The 14991-nt window shown below is 56.7% G+C and carries 15 protein-coding genes; 5 read left to right on the top strand and 10 right to left on the bottom strand.

Features of this window, described 5'->3' with window-relative positions:
- Window positions 1–107 precede the first annotated feature (107 nt).
- The gene (locus FHW71_RS17815; RefSeq protein WP_179452351.1) at window positions 108–1136 is read right to left on the bottom strand and encodes an ABC transporter substrate-binding protein; all 1029 of its coding nucleotides are present in this window, start codon (window positions 1134–1136) and stop codon (window positions 108–110) included.
- Between the two features lie 217 nt (window positions 1137–1353).
- Here FHW71_RS17815 and FHW71_RS17810 point away from each other — a divergent pair, with 217 nt between their 5' ends.
- On the top strand, window positions 1354–2388 hold the full coding sequence (locus FHW71_RS17810) for a LacI family DNA-binding transcriptional regulator (RefSeq protein WP_008109401.1): 1035 nt from the start codon (window positions 1354–1356) through the stop codon (window positions 2386–2388).
- On the opposite strand, the gene FHW71_RS17805 is transcribed toward FHW71_RS17810, so the two are convergent.
- Window positions 2346–3281 carry a LysR family transcriptional regulator gene (locus tag FHW71_RS17805; protein ID WP_179452352.1) on the bottom strand — a complete coding sequence of 312 codons (936 nt, stop codon included), beginning with the start codon at window positions 3279–3281 and terminating at the stop codon, window positions 2346–2348. The two genes, FHW71_RS17810 and FHW71_RS17805, sit on opposite strands and share 43 nt — an antisense overlap.
- Window positions 3282–3413: 132 nt before the next feature.
- Between FHW71_RS17805 and FHW71_RS17800 the strand changes: the two genes are divergently transcribed.
- Window positions 3414–4094 carry an SDR family NAD(P)-dependent oxidoreductase gene (locus FHW71_RS17800; RefSeq protein WP_179452353.1) on the top strand — a complete coding sequence of 227 codons (681 nt, stop codon included), beginning with the start codon at window positions 3414–3416 and terminating at the stop codon, window positions 4092–4094.
- Between the two features lie 90 nt (window positions 4095–4184).
- Here FHW71_RS17800 and FHW71_RS17795 read toward each other — a convergent pair whose 3' ends face one another.
- Entirely contained in the window at window positions 4185–5111 is a 927-nt protein-coding gene (locus FHW71_RS17795; RefSeq protein WP_179452354.1) for a LysR family transcriptional regulator, read from the bottom strand.
- Window positions 5112–5192: 81 nt separating this feature from the next.
- Between FHW71_RS17795 and FHW71_RS17790 the strand changes: the two genes are divergently transcribed.
- Window positions 5193–6014, top strand: coding sequence for an MBL fold metallo-hydrolase (locus FHW71_RS17790; protein ID WP_179452355.1), 822 nt, complete (start codon window positions 5193–5195; stop codon window positions 6012–6014).
- Between the two features lie 4 nt (window positions 6015–6018).
- A complete protein-coding gene (locus FHW71_RS17785) occupies window positions 6019–7341 on the top strand; it encodes an amidase (protein ID WP_179452356.1) in 1323 nt (440 codons plus the stop codon).
- Between the two features lie 135 nt (window positions 7342–7476).
- Here FHW71_RS17785 and FHW71_RS17780 read toward each other — a convergent pair whose 3' ends face one another.
- From FHW71_RS17780 to FHW71_RS17765, 4 genes are all read right to left on the bottom strand, one after another.
- Window positions 7477–7884 carry a DUF2000 family protein gene (locus FHW71_RS17780; protein WP_061719118.1) on the bottom strand — a complete coding sequence of 136 codons (408 nt, stop codon included), beginning with the start codon at window positions 7882–7884 and terminating at the stop codon, window positions 7477–7479.
- Between the two features lie 34 nt (window positions 7885–7918).
- Entirely contained in the window at window positions 7919–8776 is an 858-nt protein-coding gene (locus FHW71_RS17775; protein ID WP_061719117.1) for an AraC family transcriptional regulator, read from the bottom strand.
- A 21-nt stretch (window positions 8777–8797) separates the two neighbouring features.
- On the bottom strand, window positions 8798–10096 hold the full coding sequence (locus FHW71_RS17770) for an SLC13 family permease (protein ID WP_179452357.1): 1299 nt from the start codon (window positions 10094–10096) through the stop codon (window positions 8798–8800).
- Between the two features lie 368 nt (window positions 10097–10464).
- Window positions 10465–11367, bottom strand: a complete 903-nt coding sequence (locus tag FHW71_RS17765; RefSeq protein ID WP_179452358.1) for a LysR substrate-binding domain-containing protein — start codon at window positions 11365–11367, stop codon at window positions 10465–10467.
- Window positions 11368–11466: 99 nt separating this feature from the next.
- On the opposite strand from FHW71_RS17765, the gene FHW71_RS17760 reads away from it, so the two are divergent.
- The gene (locus FHW71_RS17760) at window positions 11467–12237 is read left to right on the top strand and encodes a 2OG-Fe(II) oxygenase (protein WP_179452359.1); all 771 of its coding nucleotides are present in this window, start codon (window positions 11467–11469) and stop codon (window positions 12235–12237) included.
- Here the strand turns inward: FHW71_RS17760 and FHW71_RS17755 are convergent.
- The 3 genes from FHW71_RS17755 to tssD form a co-directional block, all read right to left on the bottom strand.
- Entirely contained in the window at window positions 12232–13305 is a 1074-nt protein-coding gene (locus FHW71_RS17755) for a DUF2817 domain-containing protein (RefSeq protein ID WP_179452360.1), read from the bottom strand. The genes FHW71_RS17760 and FHW71_RS17755 overlap by 6 nt on opposite strands.
- Window positions 13306–13379: 74 nt before the next feature.
- Window positions 13380–14150 (bottom strand): transporter substrate-binding domain-containing protein, encoded by a 771-nt coding sequence (locus FHW71_RS17750; protein WP_179452361.1) that lies wholly within the window; start codon window positions 14148–14150, stop codon window positions 13380–13382.
- 232 nt (window positions 14151–14382) lie between these two features.
- The gene (tssD, locus tag FHW71_RS17745; protein ID WP_179452362.1) at window positions 14383–14862 is read right to left on the bottom strand and encodes a type VI secretion system tube protein TssD; all 480 of its coding nucleotides are present in this window, start codon (window positions 14860–14862) and stop codon (window positions 14383–14385) included.
- Window positions 14863–14991 lie beyond the last annotated feature (129 nt).

The following is a 14991-nucleotide window of genomic DNA, read 5'->3' as shown; positions in this document are numbered from 1 at the left end:
GTTTTGTGCGGTGCTTAACCAGGTCGCCATGAATGGCGACCCTACGGGATTCATCGGGTTTTGTAGGGTCGTCATTTATGGCGACCGTCCCACAAACCGCACCGTTCTCACTGCGCGCTGGCACCGATCTCTTTATCCCAACGTCCCAACAACGCTTTACGTTTGGCCGAATCGCCGTAAGTCTTGAAGTCGTAATCGATCAGTTTGATGTTCTCGAAGCGCGGCGCGTACTCAGAAATCTCCGCGTTGCGATTCGATGGCAGCTGGAAGGATTTGGCCTCTTTCATATGTGATTGCGCTTCAGAGCTCAGCGCCCAGTCGTACCAGACTTTGGCGTTAGCGAGGTTGCGCGCCCCTTTGACAATCGACATCGAGCCAATCTCATAACCGGTGCCTTCGCACGGCGCGACGGTCTTGATCGGGAAACCGTCCACTTCCATCGCCACCGCATCGTGCATAAACACGATGCCGACGGTGGTTTCGCCACGCGCAGCCGATTTCACCGGCGCGGAGCCCGATTTGGTGTACTGCGAAATATTGGCGTTAAGCTTTTTCAGGTAATCAAAGGCCTTATCCTCACCCATGATCTGCACCAGCGTCGCCAGCGTGTTGTAGGCGGTACCCGACGAGTTCGGGTTGGCGATCTGAATTTCGCCTTTGAAGCTTGGGTCCAGCAGATCGGCCCAGCATTTCGGCTCTTTCAGCTTTTTCGACTCCAGCAGTTTGGTGTTGTAGCCCCAGCCGAGCGCGCCAGCATAAATGCCCACCGTGCGGTAATTGGAGTTTTCCGCCTGCTTCTGCGCCCAATCCTGTTGCTGATCGAGCAGCGGCGATTTGTACGGCTGCGTCAGCCCCTCTTCCGCCGCCTGCATATGCGGATCACCGGTGCCCGCCCACCAGATATCGGTGCGCGGATTACGTGCTTCGCTGCGCAGCCGTGCATAGGCTTCGCCCGCCGAGAGGCGCACCATGCTGACTTTGATATCCGGATGCGCCTTGCTGAAGATGTTGGTCATGTGCTCGCACACCACCACATCGGCAGAACAGACCATATTCAGATTGCCCGCCGCCGAAGCGGCAAACGGCAGTGCAGTGCAACAGAGGGATAGCGCGATGGCCATTGAGGTGACTCGCATAGTGTTCTCCTGGATTGTAGGGTTAGTGCTTCATTGGCACCTTTTCTTGCACGTGTGTGCAAAGTAGTAATGAACAAGAAATGTCCTGTCAAACACCACGCTGCGCAATTGTTAGTCGATGTCACAAAAATGCAACAAATGAGATCTAAAGCGGTTTGCACAGCTTTGCAATCTGAGGCAGACTCAGTGGTAGCCAGATTGTGAAGAGGTGTTGAGCATGCAGCATGAGAAAGCGGTGGTCAGTGCGCAGGATGTCGCTGAGCGCGCGGGCGTTTCGCGCTCGGCGGTGTCGCGCGCGTTTACGCCGGGCGCCAGCGTGTCACCGGCAACGCGTGAACGGGTGATGAAGGCGGCGGAAGAGTTGGGTTATCACGTCAATCATCTGGCGCGTGGTCTGGTAAGCAATCGCAGCAGTATTGTCTGCCTGATCGTCTCGGAAATTGCCACGCCCTATCGCGCCAGTCTGGTGCGCTGGCTGACGCAGTTTCTGCAGGAAGCAGGCAAAGTGGCGATGCTGATCAACACCGATCGCTCGGACAACAGCGTTTCAGCGGCGCTGCAGCAGGCGATTAATTTCCGCGCCGATGCCTCGATCATTCTCTCCGGCATGCCGGATCGCACCATCACGCGTCAGTGTTATAAGCACGGCCAGCGCATCATTTTGATCAACCGCGATGAAGCGCTGCCTGGTTCGCTCAGCATTAATCTTGATGCGGAGAGCGCCGCGCAAACCGCGGTGATGGCGTTTCAGCGCGCCGGTTGCCAGCATCTGGCATTTGCCAATTCGCTGGCGGGTACGCCGAGCCTGAAAAAACGTGAAGACACCTTTGTCGCGACTGCGGAACGTGCGGGATTAAGCGTGACGGTGGAACGCTTTGGCACCACATCGTATGAAAGTGGCCAAATTCTGGCGCACCGCTTGCTAACGCGTCATCAGCGGCCGGACGGCGTGTTTTGCGTCACCGATTTGGTGGCCTGCGGGTTTATGGATGAAGCGCGCCACCGCTTTGCCCTGCGCGTGCCGGAAGATCTCTGTTTAATCGGCTACGACAACATCGCGCAGGCCGGCTGGTCCTCCTACAATCTCACTACCTTTTCGCAGCCGGTTGAGCAGTTCGCGCAGGATGCAGTGAAGTGGCTGATACAAACCGAGCAGGATGAAACCGGCTTCACGCCGCAAGGCGAACAGCAACACGATAGCCTGCTGTATCAGGCCGATGTGGTGTGGCGCGGTTCGGTACGCGGCGGCTGACAAACGTCTTTTACCACGCCGCGCAGCCAACGATGCGCGGCATCATTTTCCAGTCGCGGATGCCACAGCTGTGATACGGTCATTTCCGGCGTGGTGAACGGCAGTTCAAACATCGCTAAGGCGTTGCTGTTTTTGATTAGCGGATGATGCAGAAACAGCGAACGCGGCACTAACGCGACCAGATCCGATTCCTGCGCCAACGCCACCGCGCTGGAAAATGCCGGTACCAGCGCCGCGACCTTGCGTGTCAATCCGGCCTGCTGCAGCGCATCATGAATCGGCCCACCCAATTCACCGCGCCTTGACGCCACGATATGACCAAAGGCGGCGAACTGGGCGATATCCAGCTGCTGCGTGAGCGGATGTCCGGCGCGCACCACGCCAACAAAGTCATCGCGAAACAGCGCCTGCAAACGAATCTCCGGGCCCATATTGCCCAGCACGCCAATCTCCAAATCAATGTTGCCTTCGCGCAAATCGCGCGCACTTTTCTCTGGCTTAGGCACAAAACTGAGCCACGCGTGCGGCGCTTGTTCAGCCACGGCAGCGATCAATGCGCTGCCAAAAGCTTCGACGAATCCCTCATTGGTGCGCAAGGTAAAACAGCGATCCAGCTGACGCAAATCCAGCGACTGCGCCGTCGGGCTTAATACCGCGCGCGCTTCACGCACCGTGTGATGCGTGCGCTCGCGGATCGCTTCGGCATAAGGTGTCAGCACCATTTGGCGTCCAGCGCGCACTAACAGCGCATCGCCGGTGGTGGCGCGTAAGCGTCCGAGCGTGCGACTCATCGCCGATTCGCTTAAGCCCAGGCGACGCGCAGCGCCAATCACGCTGCCTTCAATCAGCAGCGCATCCAAAGCAATTAACAGGTTGAGATCGGCATCATTCATGCGGTTTATCCTCGCCGATTCGACGAATCGAGACAAGGCGTTTGGTGCAGGTTAATACTGTCAATGCTGCGCGTTCAGCCTGCCCTCACCCGGCGCTACACTCTATCCATCGTAAACACTGAGGAGAAAATCATGAAAATTTTACTGATTGGCGCATCGCGTGGACTGGGTTTGGCGCTGGCGGAAACCATGCTGCAGCGCGGTTATCAGGTGGTCGCCACCGGACGTGAAAACTCGACCGGGAATTTACAGCAACTGGCCGACCGCTTCCCCGCACAGCTCAGGGTAGAAAGCGTGGATATCAATGAACCCGAACAGGTCAAAGCGCTGCATACGCGGCTGGCGGATCGCCAGTTCGATATGCTGTTCCTCAACGCAGGCGTGAAAAATGACGACCGCGAAACCATCGCAGATGTCTCAACCGAGGAGTTTACCCGCGTGATGGTGACCAACGCGCTGAGCCCGCTGCGGGTGATTGAGACCTTCAAAGATTGCGTCACGGCCAGCGGCACCATCGCCGTAATGTCATCCGGTCAGGGCAGTTTGACCAACAACACCAACGGCAATTACGAGGTGTATCGCGGCAGCAAAGCGGCGCTGAATATGTTTATGCGCAGTTTTGCTGCGCGCAGTGGCGGCGAACGCACATTATTGCTGATGGCGCCCGGCTGGGTGCGCACCGATATGGGCGGCCCGGAAGCGCGCCTGACCATTGAGGAGAGCATCCCGAATCTGCTGAATACCATGGAAAGCTACGCCGGACGGCGCGGGATTCATTATCTGGATTATTTAGGACGCGTGGTGCCGTGGTAAGCGAGCAGGTCGGCATAACGGTCGCCATAAATGGCGACCCTACGAGATTACTGCTGCCCTAATGTAGGGTCGCCATTCATGGCGACCTTATCAAAGCTTACTCATTATCAACCCACGCAACACATCCCGCAGCCAGCTATTAGCGGCATCTTCGCTGCGCGCGTTGTGCCACAGCAGCGACACTTCATAATCCGGCATGCTCACCGGCACGGGCGCTGCGCTCAGGTCATATAACGCGCACCAGGACGTCACCAAACCCTGCGGCACCGTAGCGAACAGCGGCAGACGCTTCAGCAGCATTGGCAGCGCGGAGAAGTGCGGCGTCACATAACGCACGCGCCGCGCCATTCCATGCTGTTGCAACTGCCGATCCAGCGCGCTTTCACTTACTCCGCGATACGACACCAGCGCGTGCTCGTAACTGACAAACTGCTGCAGCGTCAGCGGCGCATCGAGTTGAATCTGATCGCGGTGCCAAACCGTGCTGAAACCCGCACGCAGGATCTTCTCACGCGTAAGATCGCGGCTGGTTTCGTTGCCGACCGTCATCACCACATCCGCTTGCTGCTGCTCCATCAGCGGAATCGCCTGCCACGGATCGGTGGCAATGACTTTCACATCAACCTTCGGCGCCACGCGCGCCAGTTCTGCCAGCAAATCCGGCATCAGCCAATGTTCCAGCCAATCGCTCATGCCAATGCGAAAACTGTAGCTATCTTCTGCCGCGTTAAAGGGCTGCTGCGTGAAGATCACGCGATGCAGATCCTGCATCAGCGGCGCGAACTGATGCACCAATTGCTCGGCGCGTGGCGTTGGCGTCATGCCGTTTGAGGCGCGGACAAACAGCGGATCGTCAAACATCTCGCGCAGACGCTTTAACGCCGCGCTGACTGCCGGTTGTCCGAGATAGAGCCGATTTGCCGCCTGCGTGACGCTGCGCACCTCGTACATCACCAGCAACACCACCAGCAAATTCAGGTCGATGCGCGCAAAATCATTTTCATTGATGCTTTGCATGATTTTAATCGATTTAAATAATGATCGTGCCGCCAGTATAGTGAGGCTTCTTCGCTGCAACCAGGCAATAAGGAGCACCTCATGACGATTCGCGTCGGCGATTGCCGGATTACCAAAGTGAGCGAACAAACCGCTGTCTTCCCGCTGGGCGTGCTGTTTACGCCGCATCGCGCGGAAATGAGTGATGAATTAGCAGAGCAGCCCGCCGAGATGTCGATTCACAGCTGGGTGGTGCGCACCGGCGAACACACCATCATCATCGATACCGCCACCGGCAACGGCCGCAATCGCGATAACAAACCGCTGTTTCATCAGCTAAATACGCCGTATGCCGAAAATCTGGCGCGCGCGGGCGTTGATCCGGCGGAGGTGACGCTGGTGCTGATGACACATATTCATACCGATCACGTTGGCTGGAACACCCATCAACAAGACGGTGAATGGCAGCCGATGTTCCCGAATGCGCGCTATATCTGCTCGGCGCGGGAACTGGCACATTGCCAGCAGAATCCGGCGGCGCAGGAACTCTATCGCGATAGCATTCTGCCGCTGATCGCGAGCGAACAGCTGGAGACCATCAACGTGCAGGATTCCCCGCTGTTTGCTGGCGTGCTGCGCTATCTCTCCACGCCCGGTCACAGCGGCGATCATGCATCGATCGTGCTGGAAAGCGCCGGTGAATCGGCCATCTTTGCTGGCGACGTGATGCACAATGCCATCCAGTTTCAATATCCGCACTGGAACTCGCTGTTTTGCGAGGATAAAGCGCTGGCCGTCACTTCAAGGCAACGCGTGGTGGACTGGTGCGCACAACATCAGGCAATCTGGTTCAGCACCCACTTTAATGGCAGCTCGTGCGGACGCGTCACGCGCGACGGGCAATGGATTCCGCTGGAGGTTTAACCTGATGCAATACGCCAATTATCTCACCGCTTCGATTAACGATTTACAGCAGGCGCTGACCCAGCGCACGGTGAGCGCTCGCCAGTTAACGACGTTCGCGCTGCAACGCATTGCCGAGGTGGATCAACCGCGCTACAACGCCATTACCTGGCTGTTTGCCGATCAGGCGTTAGCGGCGGCGGACGCCAGCGATGTGCGTCGTCAGCGTGGAGAAGTGGCGGGACCTCTGGAAGGGATTCCAGTGCTGATCAAAGACAATATTGAAGTGCAAGGCTGGCCGACCAGCGCCGGTTCGGTGCTGCTGCGTGAGGTTATCGCCAGCGATGATGCGCCGTTGGTTACCCAACTGAGAGATGCAGGCGCGATACTGATCGGAAAAACCGCCATGCATGAGCTGGCGGCAGGCATTACCGGCGCGTCATCGTTGAGCGGTTTTACCCACAATGCGTGGGTTGAAGGCCGCTCGCCGGGCGGATCGAGCAGTGGTTCCGCCGTGGCGGTCGCGGCCGGCTATGTGCCGCTGGCGATCGGCAGCGATACCGCCGGTTCGGTGCGCATTCCAGCTGCCTTTAACGCATTGTTTGGACTGCGCATGACGCGCGGCGCCATCAGCACCGACGGTATCGTGCCGTTGTCGCCAACCCAGGATATTCCCGGCCCGCTGGCGCGTTCGGCGGCGGATCTGCGTTTAGCCTCTGAGATTTTGAGCGGCCAACAGTTCGCGGAGAGCGATGAGCCGCTGCGCATCGGCATCTGGCTGGAAGGTTTTGCTGCCGATGAAGACGAGATTAATCAGGCGGTGCGCGCGGCGCTGGTGGATTTCGCGCCGCGTGAGGTGAGTTATCCGCAGCTGGAGACATTGGCGGCTGACGCCAATATCATCGGCTACGAATTTGCCGGTGCGCTTGCGGCGTATCTGGCGGATAAACCGCAGGCGCAGAGCCGCACGCTGGCGGAAGTGGTGGCATCAAAGCGTTACCATCCGCAGCTGGAAACGGTGTTTACCACGCGGGCGCAGCATCCGGGCGTGGAGAGTGAAGGTTATCAGCAGGTACAGCTGCGTCAGCGCGAACTGTATCTGCAGCTGGCTGAATTTTTCGCCGCGCAGCAGATCAATCTGCTGGCTTATCCTGTGGTGCGCCGTGCGCCGGTTAAGCACGGCGAGATGCAGGAAGGCAGCAACGCGCTAATTTCAGCAGTGACCGGCGCGCCGGCGATCAGCATTCCGGCAGGATTCAGCGCCGAAGGTTTGCCGATTGGGCTGGAGCTGCTGGCGCTGCGCGGGCGGGAAGATTTGTTGCTGAGCGCGGCGGATAGGTTTGTTTGATAGCGTCGCCCTCACCCTAGCCCTCTCCCTGAGGGAGAGGGAATGATTAGGTGGAGCGAATGATCAGCCACCAAGCCGCACATTCGGTTCCCTCTCCCGCCTGCGGGAGAGGGTTAGGGTGAGGGAAAACCCGCACTAACCGTGCAACGCCAATCCCTTAATCGCCTTATCCACCGCTTTCTTCGGACCGCGCAGCGCAATGCCGACCAGATTCAAATTATCGGCATCCTCTGCCATAAACACTTCGCGGTTCGCCGCGTCGTGGCCGGTGGAGAACATCGCTTCCACGTAAGGAATAATGGTTAACTCACGCTCCAGCCCCTGACGATGCGCGCGCTGCAAACCGGCTAAATCCCCCGCAAACACCAGCATCGGCTGGCCCGCCATATTGCCGTAGTGACGCGCTTTGGCATCAACATAGGGTTCGCCCATCATCTCGGGTGCGGCGGACGCCACGCCGGTGGCGAGAAACGCCACCACATTCAGGCGCTGCCAGGTGGCTAAATCATCACGTACGATCAGGGCGATTTTGGTATCAAACATCTGCAACAACTCTCCAATGACAACGAAAACCTCATCATCTAAGAGCGGACGGGGAAGCGTATAGAACGTTTGTGCACTGACGCTGATAAGCGGCGGGCGTCATGCGATAGGCGCGCTGGAACCAGCGACCGAGATGACTTTGATCGGCAAATCCCACCTGCGCCGCAACGTTTACCGGTTCAATGCCCTGCGCCAGCAAGGTGCGTGCGCTGCGTAAGCGTAACCGAACCAGATAAGCATGCGGCGATTGGCCGAACGCCTGTTTGAACTGGCGCGTCAGGCGGAAACGATCAATGCCGGACAGGCGCGACAGCTCATCCAGTCCAATATCCTGCGCCATAAAATCGTGCAGATAGTCGCGCAGCAGCTGCATCTGACGCATCGCTTCGCTGTGCTGCACGCTGGGTTTGGTATCCAGATGGCGCGACAGCATAGTAAGCAAGTGATCGAGGCTTTGATCGCGCGCCAAACGCCCTTCGCCCTGATGCACCGCAAACCAGGCTTGCTGAATGGCGCTGGCTAACAGCGCATCGTCCGTCAACGTGTGGCGAAAAGCGCCTTCAATGTTCGACACATCGCCCAATCCGCGCCGCTGCATCATCTCCGCCACCCAACTCTGCGGCAGATAAAGCATTACGTAGGTGAAACCCTCGGCGTCCGGCGCGTGTCCATCGTGTACCGCGCCCGGTTCAATCAGGATCGCCCGGCCCGGCGTGCTGGTGTGTAGCGAACGGTGGCAGTTGAAGCGTTGTAAACCTTGCTGCGTCACGCCCACCAGCAGTTCGTCGTGATCGTGCGGATCGTATGCGTGTCCGCGAAAATGCGCGTTGACGCTTTCAATCCCGGTTTCATCGTCACGACGAAAATCAACCCAATCGTTATTGGCTGGCATAAGCATTCTCAGGCAGAGATATCAGGCATAGCCTAGCAGCCGAAACCACAGATAATCCAGCGGTAACAGCAACAGCACGCTAAGCAGAAAAATCAGCGCGCACAGCTGCAAACCGGCCTTCGCCGGAACATTGCCGAGTCCCATCGCCACCACCACCGGCGATGCCTGATACGGCAGCAGCGGCGTGGCGTAGGCAAACACCTGCAGCATGATTACGGTGAGCAGCGGAAAGCCGGACGCGTTCGCCAGCTCTTGCGCCATCGGCGTCACCATCGCCGGCACGCCGTTGGCGGTGAGCACAAAATTCAGCAGCGATACCAGCGCATTAAGCACCGCGAAATTGCTGAAGGATGGATGATCCTGCAGCGGCAATACGCTAAGCAGCGCGTTGGCGATCATCCGTCCCAGGCCGGAATCCACCACCAGCGTGGCGACGCCAAGAATCCCGGCAATGTAAATGCAGGTGCGGAAATTCACCCCGCTGGCGAAATCATCGCTGGTGATAAAACCCACGCGCGGCAGCAAACAGATGCAGGCTGCCGCCAATCCTACCCATGCAGCCGGTAAACCGTGCACGCTGTCGGTCATCCACAGTAGCAAGGTGATCGCCAGCAGGCCAATCAAGCGCCACTCGCTGCGGCTGAGCGCAGTTAAGCTGTCGCGTTGTTGCACCGCTTTAGGCTGAGCTCGAAACAGAAATAGCAGGCAAGCAATCAACAACAATCCTTTAGCGATGCCCACCACTGGCATGTGCAGCAACCACCACGGCAACCATTGCAGATGTAGCTGATACGCGCTCTCCGCCGCGCCGCTCAGCACCAGATTCGGCACATTGGCGGGCAAAATGCTGGCCGATAGCTGGAAAGTGCCAAATCCCACCGCCAGCGCCAGGCCAATACTGCCGCGGCTGCCCGCTTTGATTCCTGCGCGCTCGCCCATCGCCAGCACCACCGGCATCAGCAGCGCGATGCGTCCCATATTTGAGGGCATAACAAACGCCAGCAGATAAGTCAGTAGCACGGTGCCTGCAATCATGCGCGGCCAGCTTTGGCTGAGCGGCACCACCAGCCAGTTGGCCCAGCGCTGCGCCAGGCCGACTTTGCGGATCGCCGCGCCCAGCACAAAACCGCTGAGCACCAGCCAGAACGCTGACGAGGCAAAGCCACTGAACACGCTGCTGGCGGGAGCCAGCTTTAGCAACATCGCTGCCGCGAAAAACAGCAGCGCGGTGACGTATTCTGGCAAACGCGCGCTGGCCCACAGCAAAATGGTGATGCCGACCACCAGCGCGGTGAGCCAGAAATTGAGATCTGCGGTCATTGGTGAACTCCCTTTCTTTTTTAGGTCGCCATGAATGGTGACCATCCGAAAAAAGCGCCAATCATTTGTAGGGTCGCCATTTATGGTAACCATCCGAAAAAAGCGCCGATCATTTGTAGGGTCGCCATTTATGGTGACCATCCGAAAAAAGCGCCAATCATTTGTAGGGTCGCCATTTATGGTGACCATCCGAAAAAAGCGCCAATCATTTGTAGGGTCGCTATTTATGGTGACCATCCGAAAAAAGCGCCAATCATTTGTAGGGTCGCCATTTATGGTGACCGAAAGACGCTTAACTGACGAGTCTTAGGCCATAAATGGCGATCCTACAAGTTCGTGCGGGTTGCTGGTCGCCATAAATGGCGACCCTACGAGTGGGCTAGCTGCGTGAGCCAGCGGATCAGTGTGTCGCTGCCTGGTTGGCTAAGTGAGCGCTGCGGCCAGGCGAGGAAGTACGGTTTGCTAAGCGGCAGGCTAAGTGGATCGACGATCACCAAATCGCCGCGCGCCAGTTCGTCAGCAATCAAACGCCGCTGACCGAGCAGCAAGCCCGCGCCTGCCACGGCGGCATCAATCGCCAGCGAGGTGAGATTGAAACTGAACGATGGCTGCGGTGGTGGATCGTCAATGCCCTTCGCCTGAAACCAGCTGCGCCAGTCGGGTAAAAAGCGCCCTTCGTTGCCCCAGTCAAGGTGGATCAGCGGCGCATGCTGCAACACATCCTGCCCGGCAAAACGTTGCAGTAGCGCCGGGCTCGCCACCGGCAGTACCTCGTCGAGGAACAGCAACTGCTTGTCCAACTGCGGATAGCGATCTTCGCCGAAACAGATAACAAAATCGGCGGGCGTGGCGTTGAAATCCACCTGCGTATGCGTGCCGTGCAGTGCTAAATCGATCTCGGGACACTGCTCGCGCCACTGCGCAATATTCGGCAGCAGCCATTTTGAGGCCAGCGCTGGCAGCGAATAGAGTGTTAATCTTGGTGTCGACGCCGCATGACGCAGGTTTTGCTGGCCGAGATGCAGAATGTCAAACGCTTCGGTGACATAACGCAGATACTCTTTGCCCATTTCCGTCAGCATCACGCCGCTTTGCGTGCGCACAAACAGCGCGCTGCCCAACTGCTCTTCCAGCTGGCGAATTTGCTGGCTCACCGCAGCGGGCGTTAACGCCAGCTGCGCAGCCGCTTTCGCCAGGCTGCCGAGTTCCGCCGCCACTTTGAACGATTGAATGACGCTGATTTTGGGCAAACGCGGTGATGGCGCGGGCATTAAGGTTTCCTTAGCAAGGTGTTAAATTTTTATCGTTACGTATTAACATATCAGCGAGTTACAGTCTTTACACACCTGTAACACATGAGAAGTGAAACTATGTCTGCCTTGATTCGTTTCGAACTGCATCCGCTGGCCGATGCCGACTGGCGTCGCGCCTGCCGTGAGCAACTTAATCAGCACGGCGCTTTAGTTTTGCGTCAGTTCCTGCAGCCCGCCGCGCTGCAAGCCATCATTGCCGAAGGTGATGCGCAGCGCCATCTGGCGTATCACACCGCCAGCAAACACAACGTTTATCTGATGAAGAAAGATGAGGCTTTTAGCGCCGATCATCCGCGCAATCGCGATGTCATCAGCACCAAAGGCTGCATCACCGATGATGTGATTGCCGCCGATTCACCGCTGCGTCAGCTCTATAACGATGAACTGTTTAAAAGCTTCCTGTGCGATGTGTTGGGAGAAGAGGCGCTCTATCCTTATGCCGATCCGCTGTCGTCGATCAATCTGCATTACGCGCCCGACGGTCAGGAACTGGGCTGGCACTTTGATAACTCGTCATTTGCCATCACGCTGCTGGTGCAGAAGCCGCGCGCCGGCGCGGTGTTCCAGTACGTGAAGGATCTGCGCGATGCCGATGCCGGCGAGATGAATTTCGACGGCGTGGCGGCGGTGCTGGATCAGCGCCAGCCAGTAGACGCGCTGGCGATTGATGCCGGGGATTTGGTGCTATTCCGTGGCCGCAATTCGCTGCATCGCGTCACGCCAACCGAAGGCGATATCACCCGCATGCTGGCGGTGCTGGCGTACAACACCGAGCCGGGCATTGCGCTGTCGGAAACCGCCCGCATGACGTTTTACGGACGCTTATAAATCGATTAATGCCCGCCAGCCGCGCACGAAGATTTGCTGGGTGCGAAAGGCCACCAGCGCCCGCCAGTCAGCGTCGGCGGGCCAGAATCCTTCCACCAGTTCCTGCTTAATCGCCTGCCCGCTTTCACTGGCTGGATCGCCTTGCAGATGCAGCCAGTGATCGTCGCGCACGCGGCGATGCATCTCCTCGCCGGGATAAGTACCGCACTCCACCACCAGCGGCAAAATCTGTGTGTTCGGAAGCGAGGTCAGCAGGAATTGCGACACATATCCGGTGGCGGTCGCGGTGACGCCGGTTTCGCTGTCGCGTCCCGCGCCGGTGAACAGCAGCGTTAACCATTCGCCGTAAATCGCCTTGCCCCAGTCATGTGCGGCGAAGCGCTGCTCGGCAATCGACAGCAGCATCGGATGTCCCCATGCGCCCGCGCCGGTATGAAGATCGAAGCTGATGATGGTTTTGGCCTGCGACAAATGATGGGAGATGATGGTTTCCAGCGTGCGATACGACCAGCTTGGCTGTTGGCCGCCGTAAAAGAAACCGTCCGCCGCGCCATATTGCCCTGCTTCCACTACGCGTTTTACCGCCTGCCAACCGGCGCTGTTCAGCGTTTCCGCTAACAGCTTATCGGCGCTGGCGCGATCGCCATGATAAATGCCATGCCACGCGGCGTAATCAGGATTGGCGGGTGCGGGCTGTGAAAAATCGATGAAGTTGCGATTGAGGTCGATGTTGTCTTCATTGACGCGGCGTAAATGCGCCGCGCCCCACGGATTGAGCAGATGCAGCATCACGATGGCGGTGTCAGCGGGCAACGCCGTGAGGTTAAAGGTATCCAGCCAGGCAATTTGGCAATCGGATCCGTAATAGCCTTCCACGCCGTGCGTGCCGGAGATCACCAGCATCAAACGGGATGCGTTAGCATCGCCGATCACCGCTACATCGGTGAAAAGCTCCTCGCCTTGCGGGCCGGGTAACGGATGCGCGTATGACGTTAATGCACCGTTTTGCCGTTGGACGGCGGCGAGAAAGCGGGCGCGTTGGGTTGGGTAGTGAGGTAAGTTTTGCATGATTTTTTGAATGAGTGTGGGTGCGATTGGTGGGCGAGGTCGCCATAAATGGCGACCCTACGTGCATATGACTTTTACGGATAGACCTTAAATTTGAAGTACTTCTTCGCCAATTGATCGTAAGTGCCGTGGCTGTGCAGTTCCGCCAGCGCGGTGTTGATCAACTTCAGATTGGCCGCATCGTCTTTACGCAATCCAATGCCCACGCCATTGCCCAACACCTCTTTATCCACCAGCGTGGCGCTGATGACGTAGTCTTTGCCTGCTGGCGTATTTAGGAAACCTTGCTCTGCCGAAACCGCATTCGCCAGGCTGGCATCAAGACGTCCCGCCACCAAGTCCGGGTAAATCTCCATCTGATTAGGGTAAGAAACCACACTCACGCCTTTGGTTGCCCATTGCGCTTTGGCGTAGGTTTCCTGAATAGTGCCCTGCGCGACGCCAATTCTTTTGCCACGCAGCGCGTTAATGTCTCCCGTTAGCGGAGCGTTGGCCGGTGTGAGTAACGCGCTCGGCGTGACATAAAGCATATCGCTGAAAGCCACCTGCTCGCGGCGTTTCTCCGTCATCGACATCGCCGAAAGAATGGCATCAAACTTTCTCGCCTGCAGCGCCGGAATGCTGCCATCAAAACCAATCTGCACCCATTGGCACTTCACTTTCGCCTGAGCGCAAATGGCGTTACCGAGATCGATATCAAAGCCCTGCAGCGAACCGTCGCTGGCTTTGGATTCAAACGGCGGGAACGTAGGATCAACGCCGAAACGCAAGGTTTGCTTAGCAAAAGAAGCGTGGCTAAACGCGCTCAGTGAAAGCAGTAAGGCAAAGGACAAACTTTTCTTCATTGTTATCTCCGGCAGGTAGCTAAATTCACAACGTCATACAGAGTTAATAACATGGTGGACATGATCCCACTACAGAAATTACGGATTTGATGCAGAGGGAATACTTATTAAACAGAGGGGGTTAAGCGATTTTATCTTCGGCAGTAAAAGAATCTTAATGCCGAAGATGAACGTTTTGCGCAAACCAAACTTAGTTTGGATACACTTAATAACTTTGGCCACTGAAATATTGTCACGCGCAAGCGTATTCATTCCATGTATCACGGTAAATAATATTTCCTTCCGTGTACTTCCAGGTGATCGCCTCATAACGCAACTCTAATGTTTCAACATGAGTGTTGCTCTGACCATTTGGGGCAAGGTAAGGCGAAACTGTGGTTATTTTAACGTTATCCAAAATGATATTGAAATATTCGGACTCAATGCCTGATTCAAGAATTCGATACATCTTGATCGTAGCTTTTTTAAGTGTGCGCCCTTCACATACAGCGCGGTAAAGAATTGGTGTTGTCTTATCGAACTCTTTTACTATCACGATAGGTTGATGGACTCGCGTTGCGGTCAATTTCCCCCTATTTTGATCTACTGGGATGGTTATGCCGTGTGAAAATGATTTCAATTCGATAGAACCTAACCGCAGTGGGATTAAACAACTGCCAACAATAGGCGAGCCATTTTCATCTTCTAGCCATAAATGTGCGGGTGTCGACATATAATATCCTTATCGGTTAACAGTTTTTTTAAAACAACATCATTTTATGTAACGAGCCACGATGACCAGCGAGAATATAAAGAAAACCGCAATAGGCCAAACTGGACTTTCTGGAAAAAAATGAGCCTG

The sequence above is a fragment of the Enterobacter sp. Sphag1F genome (assembly GCF_014193275.1).
Lineage (GTDB): Bacteria > Pseudomonadota > Gammaproteobacteria > Enterobacterales > Enterobacteriaceae > Pantoea > Pantoea symbiotica.
The sequence above is the reverse complement of the archived record's forward strand: the minus strand, read 5'-3'. Positions and strand labels throughout refer to the sequence as shown.

Bases quoted from the DNA above. Each gene is read 5' to 3' on its own strand.
- FHW71_RS17815 (WP_179452351.1), bottom strand. From the start codon at position 1,136: ATGCGAGTCACCTCAATGGCCATCGCGCTATCCCTCTGTTGCACTGCA.
- FHW71_RS17810 (WP_008109401.1), top strand. From the start codon at position 1,354: ATGCAGCATGAGAAAGCGGTGGTCAGTGCGCAGGATGTCGCTGAGCGC.
- FHW71_RS17805 (WP_179452352.1), bottom strand. From the start codon at position 3,281: ATGAATGATGCCGATCTCAACCTGTTAATTGCTTTGGATGCGCTGCTG.
- FHW71_RS17800 (WP_179452353.1), top strand. From the start codon at position 3,414: ATGAAAATTTTACTGATTGGCGCATCGCGTGGACTGGGTTTGGCGCTG.
- FHW71_RS17795 (WP_179452354.1), bottom strand. From the start codon at position 5,111: ATGCAAAGCATCAATGAAAATGATTTTGCGCGCATCGACCTGAATTTG.
- FHW71_RS17790 (WP_179452355.1), top strand. From the start codon at position 5,193: ATGACGATTCGCGTCGGCGATTGCCGGATTACCAAAGTGAGCGAACAA.
- FHW71_RS17785 (WP_179452356.1), top strand. From the start codon at position 6,019: ATGCAATACGCCAATTATCTCACCGCTTCGATTAACGATTTACAGCAG.
- FHW71_RS17780 (WP_061719118.1), bottom strand. From the start codon at position 7,884: ATGTTTGATACCAAAATCGCCCTGATCGTACGTGATGATTTAGCCACC.
- FHW71_RS17775 (WP_061719117.1), bottom strand. From the start codon at position 8,776: ATGCCAGCCAATAACGATTGGGTTGATTTTCGTCGTGACGATGAAACC.
- FHW71_RS17770 (WP_179452357.1), bottom strand. From the start codon at position 10,096: ATGACCGCAGATCTCAATTTCTGGCTCACCGCGCTGGTGGTCGGCATC.
- FHW71_RS17765 (WP_179452358.1), bottom strand. From the start codon at position 11,367: ATGCCCGCGCCATCACCGCGTTTGCCCAAAATCAGCGTCATTCAATCG.
- FHW71_RS17760 (WP_179452359.1), top strand. From the start codon at position 11,467: ATGTCTGCCTTGATTCGTTTCGAACTGCATCCGCTGGCCGATGCCGAC.
- FHW71_RS17755 (WP_179452360.1), bottom strand. From the start codon at position 13,305: ATGCAAAACTTACCTCACTACCCAACCCAACGCGCCCGCTTTCTCGCC.
- FHW71_RS17750 (WP_179452361.1), bottom strand. From the start codon at position 14,150: ATGAAGAAAAGTTTGTCCTTTGCCTTACTGCTTTCACTGAGCGCGTTT.
- tssD (WP_179452362.1), bottom strand. From the start codon at position 14,862: ATGTCGACACCCGCACATTTATGGCTAGAAGATGAAAATGGCTCGCCT.